We start from the raw sequence: 18,410 nt of genomic DNA, 5'->3' as shown, positions 1-18,410 counted from the left end.
CGGTCCATGCCGGTCGAACTGGCCGTGACCAGTGGGCTGAATGCGCTGGCGCACTGCGTGGATGCGCTGTGGGCGCCGCGGGCCGATCCGATCAACCGGGCCATGGCGCTGGAGGGGGCGCGGGCGCTCGCCACCGCACTGCGCGGCATCGTGGCCGATCCGGGCGACGGCTCGGCGCGGGAGCGGGCGCTGTACGGCTGCTATCTGGCCGCGGTCGCCTTCGCGTCGGCGGGTTCGGGGCTGCATCACAAGATCTGTCATGTGCTGGGCGGGGCCTTCGATCTGCCGCACGCCCGGACGCATGCCGTGGTGCTGCCGCATGTGCTCGCGTTCAACGCGCCCGCGGTCCCGGATCTGGCCGGTCGACTGGCCACGGCCCTCGGACATCCGCCGGTCGTGCCCGCGGCCGGTCCGGCCGCCGCGATCGGCGCGCTCGGCGAGCTGTATCGGGCATTGCACGCGCCGACCGCGCTCGCCGAATCCGGTCTCACCGCCGAGGATGTCGCGGCGGCCGTGCCGAACATGCTGGCGGTGGCGCCACCGTCGAATCCGGTGCCGGTGACCGCGGCCAACCTGACCGCCCTGCTGACCGCCGCCCGCACCGGGTCGAATCCGGCGGTGCCGGCCGAGGTGGAACAGGCCATCCGGGAGCAGACCCTCACCGATCGGGTGGCCGCCTCGTTCGACGGGACCGCCGATCCGCGGCTGCGGATGCTGATGCAGGCCCTGACGCGACATCTGCACGCCTTCGTGCGGGAAGTGCGGCTCGATGCGGGGGAGTGGGAGACGGCGATCGAGTTCCTCACCCGGGCCGGGCACATCACCGACGACCGGCGGCAGGAGTTCATCCTGCTGTCCGATGTGCTCGGCGTGTCGATGCAGACGATCACGGTGTCGAATCCGGCGAACGGGAACGCGACCGAGGCCACCGTGTTCGGGCCGTTCTTCGTGGCCGATTCGCCGGAGATCGCGCCCGGTGGCGATATCGCCCGGGGTGCGGTCGGCGAGCCGTGCTGGGTGGAGGGCACCGTCAGCTCCGTCGACGGGACACCGATCGGAGACGCCCGGATCGAGGTGTGGGAGGCCGACGCCGCTGGGTGCTACGACGTCCAGTACCCCGGCGACGCGCTCGCCGGGCGGGGGCATCTGCACACCGACGCCGGGGGCCGGTACCGATTCTGGGGTCTGACGCCGACGCCGTATCCGATTCCGCACGACGGGCCGGTCGGTGAGCTGCTCGAGGCGACCGGGCGGTCGCCGGTGCGGGCCGCTCACCTGCACTTCATGGTGACCGCTCCCGGCTACCGCACCTTGGTGACGCACATCTTCGTCGCGGACGATCCGCAACTGGCGATCGGCGACAGCGTCTTCGGCGTGAAGGATTCGCTGATCCGGCCCTTCGACCGGCAGCCCGCCGGGAGCCCGACCCCGGACGGCCGGGACCCGGGCGCTCGGACCTGGACCCGGACCCGATTCGACATCGTGCTGGCGCCGGAGAATCGTTGAGCGCCGGACCTTTCCACCGGCATGGTCACTCCCACCGAGGCGATCGCCGTGTCGGTCGATGCGCTGATCGACGCGCTGGACGAGTTCACCATCGGGCTGCGGCCGACGCGTGCGCCGCCGTCCGCGACTCGCGCCTGATTCAGAACTCGCCCGCGACGCCGAGGACCGTGCGGCCCGAGTGGCCGCCGGCGTGGATGTCGCGCAGGACCTTTTCCGCGTCGGTCACCGGGGCGTAGTGCTCGATGGCCGAAAGATGCTGTGGTTTCAGGTCTCCGCCGAGCCGGGTCCACAGGGCGCGGCGGGCGTCGATCGGGAAGTTCACCGAGTCGATGCCCAGCAGGGAGACGCCGCGCAGGATGAACGGCATGACCGTGGTGGGGAGCGCGGTGCCGCCGGTGAGGCCGCTGACCGCCACCGCGCCACCGTATTTCACGGTGCTGAGGATGTAGGCGAGGGACGCGCCGCCGACACTGTCGACGGCCGCCGCCCACTGCGCCTTGCCGAGCGGGCGGATTTTCGCGGCCGGATCCTCGGGGAGGCGGCCGATCACGGATTTCGCGCCGAGTGCCGAGAGCAGTTCGCCCGCATCGGCCTTGCCGGTGGAGGCCACCACCTCGAAGCCGAGTCCGGCGAGGATGTCGACGGCCACCGTGCCGACGCCACCTGTCGCACCCGTGACCAGGACCGGGCCGTCGGCGGGGGACAGGCCGCGGTCGAGCAGGGCCGCGACGCTCATCGCGGCGGTGAATCCGGCGGTGCCGATCGCGGCGGCCTCGCGGGTGCTCAGCCCGTCGAGCCCGACCACCCATTCGGCCGGAACCCGGGCGTATTGGGCGAATCCGCCGTGGTGGCTCACGCCGATCTCGTAACCGTGCGCCACGACGGCGTCGCCGGGGGCGAACCGCGGATCGGCCGAGTCGACCACCGTGCCGGTCAGGTCGATGCCGGGGATGATGGGATAGTTGCGCACCACACCGCCACCGGGGGTGACGGCCAGCCCGTCCTTGAAGTTGGCGCTGGAGAAGTGCACCTCGACGGTGACATTCCCCGGGCCGAGGAACTCGTCACCGACCTCCTCCCGGGCCAACGTCACACCACTGTCCGTCTCGCGCGCCACCATCGCCTGAAACACCATGGGTCCGAGCATAGGTGGGCCGCCGCGGCCGGTGAAGGACCTCTCGCACTCCCGCACCCCGTGCCGCTAATTATTTACCGATACGCATTCGAATCCACAGATAGCTGTGCGAAAACCGTTCTCCGACATACTCCTTATCGAATATTCAGCGACCCCAACAATTTCCGTCCGGAAGTTCACATAAGCAATCGATTTGTGGCGCGGCGCGGCAAAGGCTATAGAGTGGCAATCACTTTCGGAGCTCGGGTCGCATAAAGGGGGAAGTAGCATGGTGTTCGTACTCGCGGTGGTGGCCGCATGGGTGGCGTGCATCGCCCTGTTCCTGGTCCTGACCGGCATCGACCTGCCGGAACGGCGGCACCGGCGCCGCCCCGACGGCAGACCGACGGTCGCCGAGATCGAACGCCGGCTGGCCCGGGAATGGCGGGAATCATCCGGACGGGTGACCGGATGACGGAGCCGACCGAACTGCCCTCGAAACACGAACTCATGCGCGCCTGCCGCGGCGGCGGACACGACGAACATCCATTGTTGCGGGCCGCATACGAATTGACGGCGCTGCACGAACAACTGTCCAGACTGGAACCGTTACGGCGGTCCGGGCTCGACGAGAATCGGGCCGCACTCGTCACCGGGATCGATCGATGGGTGCGCGGCCGGTTGTCGCCTCCACCGGAATCGGCCACGGCCCGTCCGGCGCGATCGATGGGCGCCGTCGTCGACCGGATCGCCGAGTACACCGCCGTCGCCTTCACCGCGCTCACCCGCACCGACGATTGGAGTCTCTGGGATGCCTGGACCAACCTGGAGGAACTGTCCCTCGACTACGAGGAACTCGCCGCCGATCTCGCCGCGGGGCGGCGCCGATTGCCGGGCGCCTGAGCGGATTTCACGATTCCCACAGCGCGCCGATCGGTACCGCGCGCAGGCGCGGCCCGAACGCCAGCGTCTGCGGACCGGTGTGCAGCACGATCCCGGCCACCAGATCCGCACCGAGCCGGTCGGCGAGGTGCCGCAGGCCGCGGAAGTCCTCGTCTCGCACGGTCGACGCCGCCTTCACATCGACGGCCACCACCTGTCCCCGCCGGTTCTCCAGCACGATGTCGACCTCGAGCTGATCCCGGGTGCGGTAGTGGAACATCTCGATCCCCGGCGCCGACCAGGTCAGCTGCCTGGCGATCTCCATCGTGACGAAGCCCTCGAGCAACGGCCCCAACGGGCCCGCCAGCGAACGCAGTTCGGCCTCGCCGACACCCACCAGATGCGTGGCCAGACCCGAATCCACCACGGCCACCTTGGCGGCGCTCACCGCGCGGGTCCCGATATCGCGCGTCCAGGCCGGAATTCGCCTGAGCAGGAAGGCATCCTCCAGCAGCGTGAGATACCGCGCCACGGTGCGCTGCGCCATCCCCAGCTCGCCGGCCACCGTACCCGCCATCAACAGCTGACCGGACCGGGACGCCACCAGCCTGGTCAGCAACCGCATTTCATCGACACGCTCGATCTCGGCGAGCTGCCCGATCTCCCGCTCCAGCAGCTCGTTCAGATACGTCTCGAAGAAACGTCTGCGCCGCAACGGCGTTCGAGATACCGCCTCGGGAAAGCCGCCTCGCACAATCCTTTCCACGTACCCGGCACGCTTCTCCCCGCTGTCGTGGTCCAGTCGCGCCCCCTCCGCGAACACCCGGTCCACGAACCCGTCGGGCCGTCCGTCCAGTTCGCCCTGGGACAGCGGCCACAGTTCGAGCACGGCGGTCCGGCCGGGCTCATCCGTCGGCAGATCACCGAACCCCGGCGCGCGGACCGAGCCGGTGAGCAGGAACCGCCCTGGTCGCGAACCGAGGGCCGCCGCCTTCTCCACCGCAGGTAGCAATTCGGGTACCTGCGGCACCCCGTCGATCACCACCGGATCCTCGCCGACCACGAACTCGACCGGGTCGAACGCCGCCACCCGCCGCAGGGTGGGCTGATCCAGGGACCGGCACGGAACTCCGCACTCACGCGCCAGCGCCGCGACAACCGCCGACTTCCCACACCGCCTGGCCCCGAGCAGTATCACCGTCCGATGCTCGGCGAGCGCTGTCCGCACCGGATCGGCCATCCGGCGCACGATGTTCCGACCATCCGACGACCCGAAAGTGGCTGACATCCGGCCATTATGCGGTTCCGACATCACCGATGGCCGCAAGCGGTCGCCACAATCGCATCCGTGTCGCCGTCCTGCTGCCGCAGTGTCGGCGCCGATTCAGCCCGGTCCGGGTGACCGATCAGCCGTTCCCGAGAGCACGAAGCCGCCGGGTCTCGGTGCGACGACGACCACCGGAAGCCACGACGACAGCGGGCCGCCGATTGCACATCTGCCGCGAGGAACCATCTCGAACCGCCGGACCCCGACCGTGAGTCAGCCGCTGTGCACGTGGCGACGCCGCCGGCTCATACCTGCCGATCCGCTGCCCGGGTGGCATCGCTCCTGCCGGGACAGTCCACGGATTCAGCCGTCGCCGGTGTGACGGTCCAGCCGACGACACACGGCTCGGAAAGGGGCCCCGGCCCGGCTACCCTTCTCGGTACCCCGGGAACAAGGGCACGGCGGTGCGTGTTCGGCCAGTGCGTGCCCAGCGGGTCAGCGTCCACGACCGGGTCGCCTCCCGTCCTGTCGCACGACAAACAGGTGAAACGGCTTGCGTACAAAGAAGAATCTGGATACATCCGGAGTAACCAGGGAGTAGAGAGTGCCGGTCGCGCGTCGTGCCGACACCGGGTTGCCGGGTGGGTACTGCCGCTGATGCTCGTGAACTCACGAACGCTCGCGGCGACGCACAATCCCGAATCGCGGCTCGCAGCGCACAGCCCGGATGCCGGATGCGTCAAAACGCCACCAGGCGAATGGTTCCTGGCACCGATCAGGTCACTCAGGAGCTGTCGCCACCGGGTCGGAGTGGCTATCAATCCGGCGGGCGACGTGCTCCGGCGAGTGCGTGCCCGACAAGTTTGCCGCGCAGTCCGTGTCCGAATTCCACTGTGACACAGAGACTTCAGTGTCAGGACAGCGGCACGGAGAAAGTGGGCGCAGGACACCGGTAGCAGCGGTGGCAGCGGCGATTCGGCCATGCACGTGCCACGTGTTCGCCGCTCGAATCGGGGCGCAGCGCAACCCTTCTCGAGCTGTATCGATACCGCGATCCGGGGCTCGGCGGGTTCGCGCCGGTAACCGGTGCCACTCAAACGGTGTTACGGAGTGGGCCGGTTACCGGCAGCGCTCAGACCTGTTGTGGCCGTGCGACTTCGGACTACCTGGGGCCGTCAGGCGCGGTGCAGCGCCAGGACCGGGATGGTCCGGACACCTTCGGTCTTGCGGGCGTAGTCGGCGAAACCCGGGTAGCGGCGGGCCTGCTCGGCGTAGATGGCGTCGCGGCGCTCGCCGGTCACCTCCTCGACGGTGACGGGATAGCTGCCGGTGCCGCGTTCGATGGTGCCGCTACCGGCGGTGGTCAGGTTGTAGTACCAGGCGGGGTTGGTGGGTGCGCCGGCCTTGGAGGCGAAAACGTAGATGGTGTCGGGCGCCTGCTCGTCGGCCAGGTACATCATCGGGGTCACCACCTCGCGACCGCTCTTGCGGCCGCGGTGATGGACCAGGATCATCGGGGCGCCCTCGAACTGGCCGCCGACCCGGCCCTCGTTCGCCCGGAACTCTTCGATGATTGTGGTATTCCAGTCGTCCGGTGTGCTCATGAAACGAATTCTCCCGAATGGAACGGAACCGGCACCGCAATCGACACGGCGTGGCGGAGGCGACACGGCGGCCCTGCCGGATGGCAGCAGGACCGGCCGCAGGGGTGTCAGGCGAACTTAGGAGTGCGCTTGCCGAGGAACGCCGCGATGCCCTCCTGTCCGTCCGCGGAGTCGGCGCAGTGCGAGATGAAGGCGGCCTCGCGAGCCAACTGCTCCTCGAGGGTGTGGTCGGAGCTGACCAGCAGCAGCTTCTTCACATTCGCGTTGGACAGCTTCGGGCCCGCGGCGAACTGCGCGGCCAGTTCGTCGACAGCCGTGGCGAGCTCGGCGGCGGGCACGACCCGGTGCAACAGGCCCCAGTCCAGCGCCTCGGCCGCGGACAGGGAACGGTTGGTGAGCATGAGCTCCTGAGTGCGGCGCAGGCCGATCAGGCGCGGCAGATAGTAGGAGGCGCCGCCGTCGGGGCTCAGGCCCGCGCGGGTGTAGGCCATGGTGAAGGAGGCGGTGTCGGCGGCGACCACCAGATCGCCGGTCACCGCGAGGCTGAACCCGGCGCCCGCGGCGACCCCGTTCACCCCGATGATCAGCAGCGCGTCCATCCGCGCGAAGGAGGACAGCGCTCGGTGCAGATCGTCGGCCAGCCCCTTCACGTAGGCGCCGGCCTTGGACTCGTTCGCCGCCATCGCCTTCAGATCGCCGCCGGCGGAGAAGAACTTGCCCTCACCGGTCAGGATGACCACCTTGACCGCCGGATCGTCGGCGATCAGGCCCGCGATCTCGGCGAGTTCGTGGCCCAGCACATGGTTGATGCCGTTCGCGGCCTCGGGCCGGTTCAGGGTGATCCGTGCGATGCCCCCGGACTGTTCGAACCGGATCGTCTCGTACTTGCTCATGGACAGCCTTCCCACATCAATCTCAGCTCTCGGCTCACAGCATGACAAACCGATCCGCCGCGCTCGGCGCGCGGGCGCATCAACGCTCCGCATCCCTGCATACCCGGTGTCGACGACTTCGCGCGAACTCACGGCGTGTCGAGCGGGACGAGTTCCAGACGCACCCCGAGCAGCCGGATCGGCCGATCGAGTTCGAATCGGGCCAGCACCGCCAGGGCGGTGTCCACGATCTCGGCGATATCGGTCGTCGGCGCGGGAAGTTTGCGCTGCTTGGTTCGCGTGAAGAACGTATTGGTACGCACGATGACCCCGACCCGCGCGGTGACCCGCCCATCGGCGGCCACCTCCTCCGCGACCTCGGCGGCGAGGCGGGCCACCTGAGCCTCGATCGCGGCCCGGTCGGTGAGATCGTGCGGAAACGTCTCGGACTTGCTGTGCCCGACCGGGATGTGCGGCGCGGTGACGACATCTGTGTCACCCGCGCCGTGCCCGAGAACCCACAGATAGGGCCCGGTATTGGGCCCGAACGCCGCCGCCAGCCGGTCGCGATCGGCCGCCGCCAACTGGGCCACCGTATCGATCCCCAACTCCGACAGCCGTTTCGCGATACGAGAGCCGATACCCCACAGCGCGCTGGTCGGACGGTCCGCCATCAGCGCGGTCCAATTGTCGGCGGTGAGCCGGAACATCCCACTCCCGGCCACCGCGAACGAAGCATCGCTCCCGGCGACCGAAGCGTCGCCCTCGACCCGGCTTTCCTGCTCGACGCCCGCCGGCGATTCGTTTCCGGCCTCGCCCTTGCCGACAGCCTTCGCGAACCCGGTCGCCAGCTTGGCCCGCAACTTGTTGTCGCCGATACCGATCGAACAGGTCAGATCCAATTCCGCTACCGCACCACGGATCTCGCGGGCCAGCAGCTCCGGATCGTCGGTATCGGCGGCAAGGAACGCCTCGTCCCAGCCGAGTACCTCGACCCGGACCGGGAAGGTGCGCAGCAGATCCATCACCTCGGCGGAGGCCTCCTCGTAAGTGGCCATGTCGAGAGGCAGGAAGACGCCCTCCGGACACAGCCGGGCCGCCTGCCGCAGCGGCATACCCGCCCGCACCCCGAAGGCCCGAGCGGGATAGGAAGCACAGGTGACCACCTTGCGCGGCTCGGCCGGATCACCGTTACCACCCACGATGACCGGCAAACCGCGCAGCTCCCGGTGCCGGCGGAACTCCACCGCCGCCTGGAACTGGTCGAGATCGACATGCAACAGCCACCTGGCCACGAGTACGTCTTACCCCACGGGTACGACGAATCCGGTCGGTCTACACCAAGACGGGATGAATCGTGCCGATCGGTCACCAAGTTGCACGTCGCTGCCACTTCCGACCCGGCGAACATCCGCGCGTTACGGTGAATGCGTGCGCCAGCACCGGCCACAGCGCGGTACCGGCGACGATGTGCAACAACCCGGTCATATCCTGTAGTCGCACCCGGGCCCGCAGCATCCTGATTCCGGCTGATCCCACTCAGCGGGAACCGGTCGATTCCGACTTCGGCTCTGTAGTCGGGCGGTGGATCGGCTGCCGCAGGGAGAGTTCCGTCTCTGACGATCGTACTTCTGGCTATGGTTTTTGCCTGCGCTGATCGCGTACTCCTGCACGCGGTACCGGATACTCGGATACGGTATCGCCAGCCCGCTCGCGACGGAGGAGCGCACCGAGAAGGTGTCGGTTCGATAGCTGGGCAGCACACACGAGAATCGCATTTCGATGACCTTGTGAGGGGGAGACCGCTGATGTCTCACGACGGCAGCTCGAGTTCCCGGCGTGACCGCAGTCCACGTGAGGTCGTCCGGGCGAAAGTGCTGGCCGCTGCCCTGGAGTTGCTGGAGATCGGCGGGTTGCCGATGACCATGCAGGTGAACATGAACAAGGTGATCCGCCGCGCGGACGTCCCTCGTATATCTGCCAAACGGATCTGGCCGACGAACGAGCATTTCCACCTCGACCTGATTCGGGCCATCGTCGATCCGCAGCGGATCGGGCAGGCAATCCTCACCCCGGCGACCCTCGAGAAGGTCGAGGCCATCCGGAACAAGTACGACCATTTGATGGAGGAGCCTGAGGGACGCCGTAAAGTACTGCGGGAGACGATCCGGCAGGCTGTGGGGCACAATTTCGAGGCAACCCACCAGTCGGCGGCGTGGCGTACGTATGCGGCGCTGGCCGCCAGCCTGCCGGCGCAGGGCGAGGCGCGAAAGATTTTGTCCACCGCTGACGATCAGGCGATCCGGGTCATGGCCGACTTCTACAGCAAGTTGCTGCCACAGTACGGGGTGCAGTTGAAGGATGGTGTTCCCATCGAGATCTTCGCCAAGACCGTGACCGCGTTGATCGGCGGCGCGGCCACCAACTACGCGATGGGCCAGTCGGATTCTGAGCTGGTTTCGCTGCCCGGGATCGACGGCGTGCCGGTGGACTGGCATCCGGTGGCGCTGGGCTTCCTGGCCGTCGTCGACGGCATGACCGAGGCCCTTCCGGAGGCGTCAAACCAGGCCAGTCCGGCTGCCGCTGGCTGAATACCGCCTGCCGCAACAGGATTCGGCGACTCTACCGGACCACGGGGTGTGTGGTGGTATCGATGTCCGGAAACGGCGTAGCCTTGCTGGCAAAAGCGTGACGACATGCCTGAGGCATACCGTCGCGGGGGTCTTCTCGTAGGCCTCCTCGGCGATCCCGGTCCGGCCGGGTTGCCATTGCCTCCGGCCCTGATGGAGGAGGTGAAGGGCGTGACAACCGTCTTCGACTGGGAGTCCGCCTCCGGTGGCCGACCCGCCGGGCGGATCCTGCCTGCCATCGGCGATTGGCTCGAACCGGACCCTGAACATGCCCGGCGTACCATCCACGAAGCCATCTGGCGGGCCCGGCTGGCATTCCCGGAGTGGTCGATGCCGCTCGGGCACGCGTACGTGCAGCCGGTGCCGCTGGAGCTGTTCGAGCCGATCTGGGCCGAGCTGAGCGAGATGAGCGAGCGGCCGGAGCCGGAATGCTCGACGGAGGCGGGACTGCGCCGCCTGACCGCGGCCCTGTTTCAGCTGCCGTATCCGGAGTGGGACGCGGACGTGCGCTGGGCTGTCGCCTTCGGGGTGTTCCGGGTGTTGGTGTTCGATTGCGGGTATCGTTTCGGCGGTTTGGACAACGACAAGAAGGTCTTGATCCTGCATCCTGATCCGTCCCGCGTTCATCCGGCCGACGACACTGTGGGGGGTTCGGCCCACCGAGGAGGCCACGACCGGTGGACAAGTCAGGCAGAGAACCCAATCCACTGATCACAGTGGCCGAGGCCGGTGGTTTCACGCCGGGCCTGTTGGGGACCGTCCTCGCCCGGGTGGCCCGCTCGGCACCGAAGGAGATCTCCCGTCGCGAAATCGCTGCCGGCTGGCCTGGTACCGCGCGGCCGGTCGATCGCCGCCCCATCCTGCAGCCGACGGTGAGCAAGGCGGTCCGGCAGCTCGCCAAGTACGGATTGCTGGCAGAGGGGACGCGGCAAAAGCAGGGGCGCAACTGGGTGCGGCACCTGCGGCTGGGCGGCGGTTTCGTCACGGCCACCGCGCATGTGATGCAGAAACGCAGCCAGCCGACCGGGGTGACCACACTGCTTTGCGACATCGGCGGCACCCGGATCCTCGCCGAGCGCACCAGGATGTTCACCGATTCCGAAGCCTCCTGGGAACTGCTGGCCCGCACGATCCACCAGCACGTTCACCTACTCACGGAATCCGACAGCACCAAGTCGCTGTTCGGTGTGGGCGTGGAAGTCGGCGCACCGACGATCGGCGGAGTTGTCACACCCATTACCGAGGCCACCGGCACCACCGGGTTTTCCGCCGATCTCGGCGGAATGCTGCGGCGGTTGTTCGACCACGACCCGATCCCGGGCACGCCGTCCCTGGCGATCGTCGTCGAGAACGACGTCTCGTGCCTGACCTCTCTGGTCTACCGAGACCTCGGCTATCGCAGCACCGATCTGGCGGTGGTGGCGATCCTCGACGAGGGAGTCGGTGGCGGGCTGATCATGGACGGCCTGCTGCGCCGGGGACGGTCCGGGCGCGCGATGGAGGTCGGTCACCTCATCGTCGATCTGCCACCGGGCTGGCGCGACGACGAGCCGGACACCGCGCACCAGCGGCTGGTGCGCACCCGATGGGCGCGGCTGGCCGAACCGGTGAAGTGCCGATGCGGGCTGCTGGGGCATGTCGACGCCTTCTCCACCCCAAGCAGCATCCGCCGGGACCTCGGCCGCCACCACGAGGACGACGAACTCCCGTGGACCAGCCTGGCGGCCGCGGTCGCGGCCACCGACGCCCCGCACTCCTCGTCGGTGTTCGCCTGTGCTGGTGCGGCGTTCGGCCGCGGGCTGGCGCACGTGTGCAATGTGGCCGACCCCGGAGAGCTGGTCCTGTTCGTCCCTGAAGGACTGGTGCCGCCAGTTCCGGAACCCTTCGCCGAGTTCATCACCTGTGCCGAGCACGAACTCGAGGAGTCCTTCGCCGTTCGCGGCCGGCCCAGCACCACATACCAGTGGCGCCCGTTGCCCCCCACTCGCGACGCCCTGGCGCGGCTGTTCGGCCGGGCCGCAGCGGTACGCGTCCTGGACACGATCATCGAGCAGGCACTGCAACTCGACGACGATCTCGATCAACTGGCGTCGTGACCTGCGAAATCACGCACCACGGTCCGAGGTCTTCTCATCGGCTGGACTGCCCTGCTCGAAGAACTCCCGCAGGGCCGCGTGCTCGGTGGCGGCCTCGCGCTCCTCTTCGAGGATCTGCTGCCGCAGTGCTGCGGCCTCGGCCTGCAGTTCGCGAGAAAGAATGTCGGTGACGAGCGTATTCAGCGGTACACCACGCTGACGCGCGAGACGCTTCGCGCCCACCGCGACCACCCACGGAACCTTGACGTTGATCTGCAGCCATTCCATGGCCGCCACGTCGTTCTTCTTCATCGCCCCACCATCCTGCCCTCGCAGGTCCACCACAGAGTAGCTGCTAACCATTAGGGACCGCTTGCCTTTGCTCCGCCAGGTTAGCACTCATTTGAGACGGAGAGTCTCAAGAACCTCAACCTTGGCCGAACCCCACAGGAAGTATCCGCAAACATCGCCTCCCGCGCCACCCCTGATGCATGACTTAGTAGTTAGGAGTTAGGATCGCTCGTGTATCGGGATACGCACAGACGGAGGTTGCAGCCGATGAGCGGCCAGCATGGCGCTGAAAGCGCTTTTCTCGTCGTGCAGAAGGGACGCACGATGAGCAACGAAGTGGATGCCCGACTCGACCAGCTCGCCGAACCCGTCGGCGACCAGGACCACGAAGAACACGGGCACACCAGCACCGGGCTGCCGCTTTGGCTGCGGAAGTCGCTGACATACCTGGCGCACGCAGCCGGTGTGCTCGTGATCGGCGTTGCCGGCGAACTGATCGCCGTCGACATCGTCCAGCCGATGATCGATGACCTGGAGCACCACGACCCGGCACCGACGGTCGTAAACCAGCCGAGCGTCGTGCCACAGTGGGACGACCAAGATGACCTAGACACCCCCGATCCGGGCTGCCATGAACCGGAAGACTTGCACTAGACCAGCGATCTAGAAAAATGGTCCCGGGCAGGTGCCCGGGTCCGTTTTCGTCCTCCTCGCACCTCTCACCTCGATGCAGGCGTGCTCATCGCACTGTCCCCCACCGGCGTCGGGATCGTGCAGACGAGCGCCACCCTCGAACCACTTGGATGTGTCGGCCGCCGTGGTCCTGACCTTGTACCGATCGCCGCCGTGCTGAATAGGCTCGGACGCAGGACTCCTCCCCGCCGTACCTGCGGCCGGCCCGGCTCGGTGCGACGGCCGAGTTCAGGCCGGACCGTGGTGGTCCAGATCCTGCCCATATTGGTGGCGACGTCGACGAAGCACACCGTCACGGCGCTGGCGGCGTTGCGCTGTATGCCGGTGATGACATCGCCTATCGGCCGTGGACAGTCCGGCTACCTGGTACCTCGATCCGTTCCGGAACTGAGTTGTACGGCAACGAGATTGAGGGAATCCTGTCGGTCGGGGTTATGTGAGCCGGGCGAGTTGTTCCCAGGCCGGGGAGGTGATTCCGATCGATTCGTTCACCAGGTGGACCAGTTTCGGGTCCAGTGCCGGGGTTGTCCGGCCTGCTCCGGTGGATCTGGTGGTGAGCCAGTGGCGGGTGCGGGTGGCCAGGTCGGGCAGGCGGGGGTCGTCCGGGGACCAGTCGAAGGCTGTGTCGTAGTCGAGGTAGATGGCTTGGAACTGCGGGTCTTCGATGGCGTCGAGTTTGTCGGCGATCCAGTCGGAGGCCTGGTTCGGGGCTACCGATTGGAGCAGGATCCAGATGTCGCGTTCCATTCGGATGCTTCGCTCGCTGATCCCGAGGCGTTGCAGGCGGTCGAGGTAGTCGGCGACGTCGGCGGAGACGAACAGTCGGTCGCCGGACGACAATTCGGCGATCTGTTCGCGGGTTCGGTGGATTTCCTCGGCGCGTTCGGCGAGTGCGTGGTCGATGTCGGCGATCGCCGCGGTGAACTTGCCGGGGTCGGCGGCCAGCAATTCCTTGATGCGTGCCAGGGGGACGCCGGCGCGCGCCAAGGTCTTGATCTTGATCAGGGTTACGGCGTCTTCGGCGGTGTAGCGGCGGTAGCCGGAGGGGTCGCGTGGCGGTTCGGGGAGCAGGCCGCGCTGGTGGTAGACGCGCACGGCCTTGATCGTCACGCCCGCATACCGTGCGAGCCGGCCGATCGTGATCAATGGTGGCTCCCTTCACCGATGCGCGTCGCACATCATCACACGCGGGTGAACAAGCGGCCGGCCAGATCGATTCCGGTCACCGCGCCGGATTCGTCACGGGTGAAGAATCCGCGTTGTCCTTGCAGGCCACCCTCGGTGACGATGTACTCGTCCGCGTCGCCGGGCAGCAGGCCGAGGGCGGCCGGTGGCAGGTCAGGCGGCATCTCGGTGTCCGCGGCGGATCGGATCTGCGGTTTGATGGCGCATTCGATCGTCGTCTCGGTCCCGTCGGTGGCGAGGGTGAGTCGCATCATCTCGTTCTCGTAGTCGCCGGCGATCTCCGCTGCGCGGGCCGGGTTGTGGGGGAGTGGTTCCGGGTCGGGCTCCCGCAGGCCGAGGTGGTGTTCGAGTACCCAGTTCACCAGGGTTCGGTTGAATGCGAGGCCGGCGTCGGGACCCGCGTTCGACGTCACGGCTACGGCGAAGTTCCGGTCCGGCACGATGAGCAGGTCGGCGAACTGGCCGTTGGCCGATCCGCCGTGTCCGATGGTCGCGACACCGTCCACCTCACGCAGGAACCAGCAGATGCCGAATGCGTCGCCCAGGGTGCTGCCGCGCAGTTCCACGGTCTGTTCCCGCATCCGGTGCAGCAGGTCGGTGGGCAGGATCCGCTCGCCGGCCTCGGTGCGGCCGTCGCCGAGGTGGAATCGCGCCCAGCGCAACAGATCACGCACCGATGTCGCCACACCGGCGCCGGGGTTGTCGGCGCGCTGGTCCTTCCACTGCCGGGCCACCGTGAGAACACCGTCCGCATCGGCGTTGTGGCCCACCGCGAATCGGCCGGTCATGATGTCGTTGATCGCGTAGCGGCTGTGGGTGAGTCCGAGCGGTTCGAACAGCAGTGCGGCGACGGCCCGCTCGAAGGTCGTTCCGGTGACGGTCTCCACGATCCGGCCGGCCAGGTTGAACCCCGCCTGGCTGTAGGACGCTCGGGCTCCCGGTTCCGAGATCAGGGGCAGGTCGGCCAGTTTCGCCGCGTGGCGGGCCGACGCGTCGTCTCCTTCGCCGGTGTCGGCGGCCAGTCGCCATTCCAGGCCGGACGTGTGGTTGAGCAGCCGCATCACGGTGATCTTGTCGCCGTTGGCATCGGTGCGGGCGAATTCGGGGACGTATCGGCGGACCGGCGCCTCCAGGTCCACCGAGCCCTCGGCTACCAGCCGCATCAAGGCGGTGGCGGTGAACGTCTTGCTGACGGATCCGACCACGAACATCGTGTCCTGGTCTACCGGAAGCGGATTGGCCACGCTCGTCACCCCGTGGCACGCGAAATGCTCGCGACCGTCGGCGAACACGCCGACGGCGACACCCGGTAGGCCGAGCTTCTCGGCGTGGGCGGCTACGAAATCCGGCAGTTGCCGCGTTGTTGTCTCGTTCATGTCACCATGGTCGAACCTTGACCCTGGGGCAAGGTCAAGCCATCGCTCGAAACTCGCCGTCCGCCACTAGACTTCGATCTCGGTATCGAGCCCGTGCAGCGGCTCGCCCCCGACCGTTCGGAGGCTTGTTCGTGACCTCGCCATTCGATCTGGAGCTCGCGCGGGCTGTGCTGGCCGCCCAGCCGTTCAGTGTTCTGCTCGGTGCGGAGATCACCTCCTTCGGTGAGGGGGCCGCCACCTTGGAGATTGCGATCCGGCCCGAACTCGGGCAGCAGTTCGGGTTCCTGCACGGCGGGGTGCTGGCCTATGCCGCCGACAACTCGCTGACCTTCGCGGCGGGCACGGTCCTCGGGCCGAACGTGCTGACCGGCGGGTTCAGCATCACCTATCTGCGGCCTGCCGGTGGGGTCCGGCTGCGAGCGCAGGCACGGGTCGTCGGGTCCACGCGGCGGCAGGCGGCATGTAGTTGCGAGCTGTGGACCGAGGACGCGGCGGGAGAGGTCACCCTGTGCGCGGTCGCACAGGGCACGACGCGCGCCGTGGATGCGGATCGCACCGGCGCCTGATCAGCCGAGCGTGGCGCCGGCCGGGAGCCCGGCACCCAGAGCGGACCGCAGTGCCGAGATGAGTTCGTCGGGATCACCGGTGTCGAGCCGGCTCGCGACGTGCAGGTCGGGGCGGACCAGCAGTGCGCCCCCGGCGGGAAGGCCGGTGGTTTCCCGCCACTGTTCCTCCGGCAGGTAGTGCACCTCGACGTCGGCGCCGGTCGCGCGGGCGGCGCGGCCGACGGTGTCGCGCCACGGGGTGCCGGTGCCCGCGACCAGCACCGCGAAGTCGGGACCGACGAGGTCGAGGGTGGACAGGGTCTCGTCGGGGTCCAGCCACAGGTGCGGCACCCGCGTTCCGGTCTGGCCAGACAGCGTGTCGACGTGCAGCGCCGTCGGTTCCGCGGTGGCCGCGGCGTAGCGGTATCGGCTCATGACGGTGTCGCCGTCCAGTCGACGAGCCAGGTCGGCGGCGTTGTCCGGGGCCGGGAGGCCGTAGCGGGTCCGGAAATCGGTGCCGAGCCGGGACTGTTCGATCGCGACCAGAGCGCGGGGGCGGCGCTCCGGCGCGTAGGTGTCCAGCAGTTCCGGGCCCGCTGTTCCGGACAGGACCGCCGCGAGTTTCCAGGCCAGGTTGTGCGCGTCGGCCACGCCGGTGTTGCCGCCGTAACCGCCCCAGGGAGCGTGCCGGTGGGCGGCGTCACCGGTCAGGAAGATCCGGCCGCAGCGGTAGTCGTCGGCGACGAAAGTGCCGGTGTCCCAGGCAGTTCGGGCGAGGATGCGCACGTCGAGATCGGATCGGCCGATCATGGTGTGGATCAGGTCGACGCACCGATCGTCCGGGTAGTCGGCCGGGGTCGAGACGGCCGGATCGTATTCGAGGTGGAACGACCATTCGTCGGTGTTGTTCTCGGCCAACACCAGGCCGCGGACCGGGCCGTCGATCTCGCACTGGCTGAAGCTGCGGTTGTCCAGGACGCCGGTCAGGTCGACGTGGGCGAAGACGTTCAGGTAGTGGTGGGTCGGCGGCAGCTCCCAGCCGCCGACGCCGAGTGCGCGGCGGATCGGGCTGTTCGCGCCGTCGGCGGCGATCAGATAGTCGGCGCGCAACCGGGTTTCGACGCCGGCGGGGTCGCGCAGGGTGGCGAGGACGCCGTCCGGGCCGTTGTCGACATCGGTCAGTTCGACTCCGAAGCGGATGTCGCCGCCGCGTTCCCGCGCGGTCTCGGCGAGTACCGGTTCGAGCAGCACCTGTGGCAGGAACACGAAGCGTGCCGGGCTGGGCGCGCCCGCGCCCAGGCCGTGCATCTGGATGTCGAGTGGCTGTGCGGCGGTAAGGGTTTCGCCGGTCCACGCGCCGCCGAAGCGGCCGGCGCGCAGGGCCGAGGCGGCCGCGGCGTCGACCCGTTCGGTCACCGCGATCTGCCGGTAGATCTCGCCGGTGTGGGCGTGCAGGCCGCGCGAGCGCGGCAGCGGGGACGCGGTGGCGCGGCGTTCGACGAGCACGTAGGGCACGCCGTGGTACTCGAGCAGCAGTGCCGTGGACAGGCCGACCAGCCCACCGCCGACGACGAGGACCGGGGTATGAGGTGCGGAAGTCATGCTCCCGATGGTGGATTCGGCCGCTTGCGGCGGACTTGCGCCGCGGTCACGCGCCGCATGCGGGCCCGCGCGCGAGGGGAGGCGCGCACGGGCCCGCCGGGCGGATTACAGGTCGCCCTGGGCGTGCAGGTTGTTGGCGCCCTGGATGATGCTGAGGATGCCGACCGGGATGCCGCCCGCGGCGCCGCCGAGGATGGTGCCCACGCCGCCGACGGTGGAGCCGCCGAGGAGGCAGCCGCCGAGCGCGCCCAGTGGCGTGAGGGTGCCGACCGAGACCAGGGCCGACAGGGTGCCGCCGGTGGCGATGCCGAGGGCGCAGCCGGCCGCCGCGCCCGTGAGGCCGCCGACCAGGCCGCCGACGCCGGTGGCCAGGCCGAACTGGGTGGCGCCCTGGCCGAGGGCCGCGTTGAAGTCGGCCTGCGGATCGTGCGGGGCGGCATCGTCGATGGCGTCGGCGGTCGCCGGAATCTGCTGCGCCGCCGCGATGGGGGCGGCGACATCCGGCGTATCGGCATTGGCGGTACCGGCCGAAAGGGCCAGGGTCGACGCAATCGCGAGCGCCCCGATCGACACCGCACCCATCATCGTCTTCTTCATCTCGATCACCGAATTTCAGGAGTTCTCTGGTCCGGAAACTTTCCGGCCTGGTGAACGTAACGCAAACGTGATTAAGGATTTGTTAACAGCACGAAACGTCGGCGTCATGATTCCGTATGGGCAGCCTTTCGTGGACCTTAAAACAGGCTTTGAGCTGGCTGAATATTGCCG

At 68.3% G+C, this 18,410-nt stretch carries 18 protein-coding genes; 8 read left to right on the top strand and 10 right to left on the bottom strand.

Translation table 11 applies throughout. The features are described 5' to 3' along the window. The first annotated feature begins 6 nt into the window (after nt 1-6). Nucleotides 7-1,506, top strand: a complete 1,500-nt coding sequence (locus NRB56_RS40610; protein WP_456320178.1) for a dioxygenase family protein — start codon at nt 7-9, stop codon at nt 1,504-1,506. A gap of 139 nt (nt 1,507-1,645) precedes the next feature. On the opposite strand, the gene NRB56_RS13290 is transcribed toward NRB56_RS40610, so the two are convergent. Then, a complete protein-coding gene (locus tag NRB56_RS13290; RefSeq protein ID WP_153341822.1) occupies nt 1,646-2,641 on the bottom strand; it encodes an oxidoreductase in 996 nt (331 codons plus the stop codon). 268 nt (nt 2,642-2,909) lie between these two features. Between NRB56_RS13290 and NRB56_RS13285 the strand changes: the two genes are divergently transcribed. Together NRB56_RS13285 and NRB56_RS13280 are read left to right on the top strand one after the other, a co-directional pair. Further along, nucleotides 2,910-3,095 (top strand): hypothetical protein, encoded by a 186-nt coding sequence (locus NRB56_RS13285; protein WP_153341820.1) that lies wholly within the window; start codon nt 2,910-2,912, stop codon nt 3,093-3,095. Further along, nucleotides 3,092-3,523, top strand: coding sequence for a hypothetical protein (locus tag NRB56_RS13280; protein WP_153341818.1), 432 nt, complete (start codon nt 3,092-3,094; stop codon nt 3,521-3,523). The genes NRB56_RS13285 and NRB56_RS13280 overlap by 4 nt, the downstream gene beginning before the upstream one ends. 7 nt (nt 3,524-3,530) lie before the next feature. On the opposite strand, the gene NRB56_RS13275 is transcribed toward NRB56_RS13280, so the two are convergent. The 4 genes from NRB56_RS13275 to NRB56_RS13260 all read right to left on the bottom strand — a co-directional run bounded on the left by NRB56_RS13275 (nt 3,531) and on the right by NRB56_RS13260 (nt 8,540). Continuing rightward, complete coding sequence (locus NRB56_RS13275; RefSeq protein WP_227837626.1) at nt 3,531-4,790, bottom strand: ATP-binding protein; 1,260 nt, start codon at nt 4,788-4,790, stop codon at nt 3,531-3,533. 1,154 nt (nt 4,791-5,944) lie between these two features. Continuing rightward, nucleotides 5,945-6,373, bottom strand: coding sequence for a nitroreductase/quinone reductase family protein (locus NRB56_RS13270; RefSeq protein ID WP_153341816.1), 429 nt, complete (start codon nt 6,371-6,373; stop codon nt 5,945-5,947). A gap of 107 nt (nt 6,374-6,480) precedes the next feature. Continuing rightward, nucleotides 6,481-7,266 carry an enoyl-CoA hydratase/isomerase family protein gene (locus NRB56_RS13265; RefSeq protein ID WP_153341807.1) on the bottom strand — a complete coding sequence of 262 codons (786 nt, stop codon included), beginning with the start codon at nt 7,264-7,266 and terminating at the stop codon, nt 6,481-6,483. Between the two features lie 128 nt (nt 7,267-7,394). Continuing rightward, nucleotides 7,395-8,540, bottom strand: coding sequence for a DNA polymerase IV (locus tag NRB56_RS13260; RefSeq protein ID WP_319942944.1), 1,146 nt, complete (start codon nt 8,538-8,540; stop codon nt 7,395-7,397). A gap of 513 nt (nt 8,541-9,053) precedes the next feature. Between NRB56_RS13260 and NRB56_RS13255 the strand changes: the two genes are divergently transcribed. From NRB56_RS13255 to NRB56_RS40120, 3 genes are all read left to right on the top strand, one after another. Beyond that, nucleotides 9,054-9,836: a hypothetical protein gene (locus NRB56_RS13255; protein ID WP_153341805.1), complete on the top strand. Its 783-nt coding sequence runs from the start codon at nt 9,054-9,056 to the stop codon at nt 9,834-9,836. A 210-nt stretch (nt 9,837-10,046) separates the two neighbouring features. Beyond that, entirely contained in the window at nt 10,047-10,586 is a 540-nt protein-coding gene (locus tag NRB56_RS13250) for a hypothetical protein (protein WP_153341803.1), read from the top strand. Further along, on the top strand, nt 10,553-11,971 hold the full coding sequence (locus NRB56_RS40120; RefSeq protein ID WP_194290833.1) for an ROK family protein: 1,419 nt from the start codon (nt 10,553-10,555) through the stop codon (nt 11,969-11,971). The genes NRB56_RS13250 and NRB56_RS40120 overlap by 34 nt, the downstream gene beginning before the upstream one ends. Nucleotides 11,972-11,980: 9 nt before the next feature. On the opposite strand, the gene NRB56_RS13240 is transcribed toward NRB56_RS40120, so the two are convergent. Next, nucleotides 11,981-12,262 carry a hypothetical protein gene (locus NRB56_RS13240; RefSeq protein ID WP_153341800.1) on the bottom strand — a complete coding sequence of 94 codons (282 nt, stop codon included), beginning with the start codon at nt 12,260-12,262 and terminating at the stop codon, nt 11,981-11,983. A gap of 246 nt (nt 12,263-12,508) precedes the next feature. Between NRB56_RS13240 and NRB56_RS13235 the strand changes: the two genes are divergently transcribed. After that, nucleotides 12,509-12,895, top strand: a complete 387-nt coding sequence (locus tag NRB56_RS13235) for a hypothetical protein (protein ID WP_153341798.1) — start codon at nt 12,509-12,511, stop codon at nt 12,893-12,895. 471 nt (nt 12,896-13,366) lie between these two features. Here the strand turns inward: NRB56_RS13235 and NRB56_RS13230 are convergent, their stop codons facing one another. Together NRB56_RS13230 and NRB56_RS13225 are read right to left on the bottom strand one after the other, a co-directional pair. Continuing rightward, the gene (locus tag NRB56_RS13230; protein ID WP_153341796.1) at nt 13,367-14,080 is read right to left on the bottom strand and encodes a MerR family transcriptional regulator; all 714 of its coding nucleotides are present in this window, start codon (nt 14,078-14,080) and stop codon (nt 13,367-13,369) included. A gap of 35 nt (nt 14,081-14,115) precedes the next feature. Then, nucleotides 14,116-15,495: a serine hydrolase domain-containing protein gene (locus tag NRB56_RS13225; protein ID WP_153341794.1), complete on the bottom strand. Its 1,380-nt coding sequence runs from the start codon at nt 15,493-15,495 to the stop codon at nt 14,116-14,118. Nucleotides 15,496-15,626: 131 nt separating this feature from the next. On the opposite strand from NRB56_RS13225, the gene NRB56_RS13220 reads away from it, so the two are divergent. Then, nucleotides 15,627-16,061, top strand: a complete 435-nt coding sequence (locus NRB56_RS13220; protein WP_319942943.1) for a PaaI family thioesterase — start codon at nt 15,627-15,629, stop codon at nt 16,059-16,061. On the opposite strand, the gene NRB56_RS13215 is transcribed toward NRB56_RS13220, so the two are convergent. Beyond that, nucleotides 16,062-17,642, bottom strand: coding sequence for an FAD-dependent monooxygenase (locus NRB56_RS13215; protein ID WP_153341790.1), 1,581 nt, complete (start codon nt 17,640-17,642; stop codon nt 16,062-16,064). Between the two features lie 105 nt (nt 17,643-17,747). Beyond that, nucleotides 17,748-18,239 carry a hypothetical protein gene (locus NRB56_RS13210; RefSeq protein WP_153341788.1) on the bottom strand — a complete coding sequence of 164 codons (492 nt, stop codon included), beginning with the start codon at nt 18,237-18,239 and terminating at the stop codon, nt 17,748-17,750. Nucleotides 18,240-18,410 lie beyond the last annotated feature (171 nt).

It is taken from the genome of Nocardia aurantia, from assembly GCF_009604425.1.
Taxonomy (GTDB): domain Bacteria; phylum Actinomycetota; class Actinomycetes; order Mycobacteriales; family Mycobacteriaceae; genus Nocardia; species Nocardia aurantia.
Note: the sequence above shows the minus strand (reverse complement) of the source record. Positions and strands in the feature narration are given on the sequence as shown.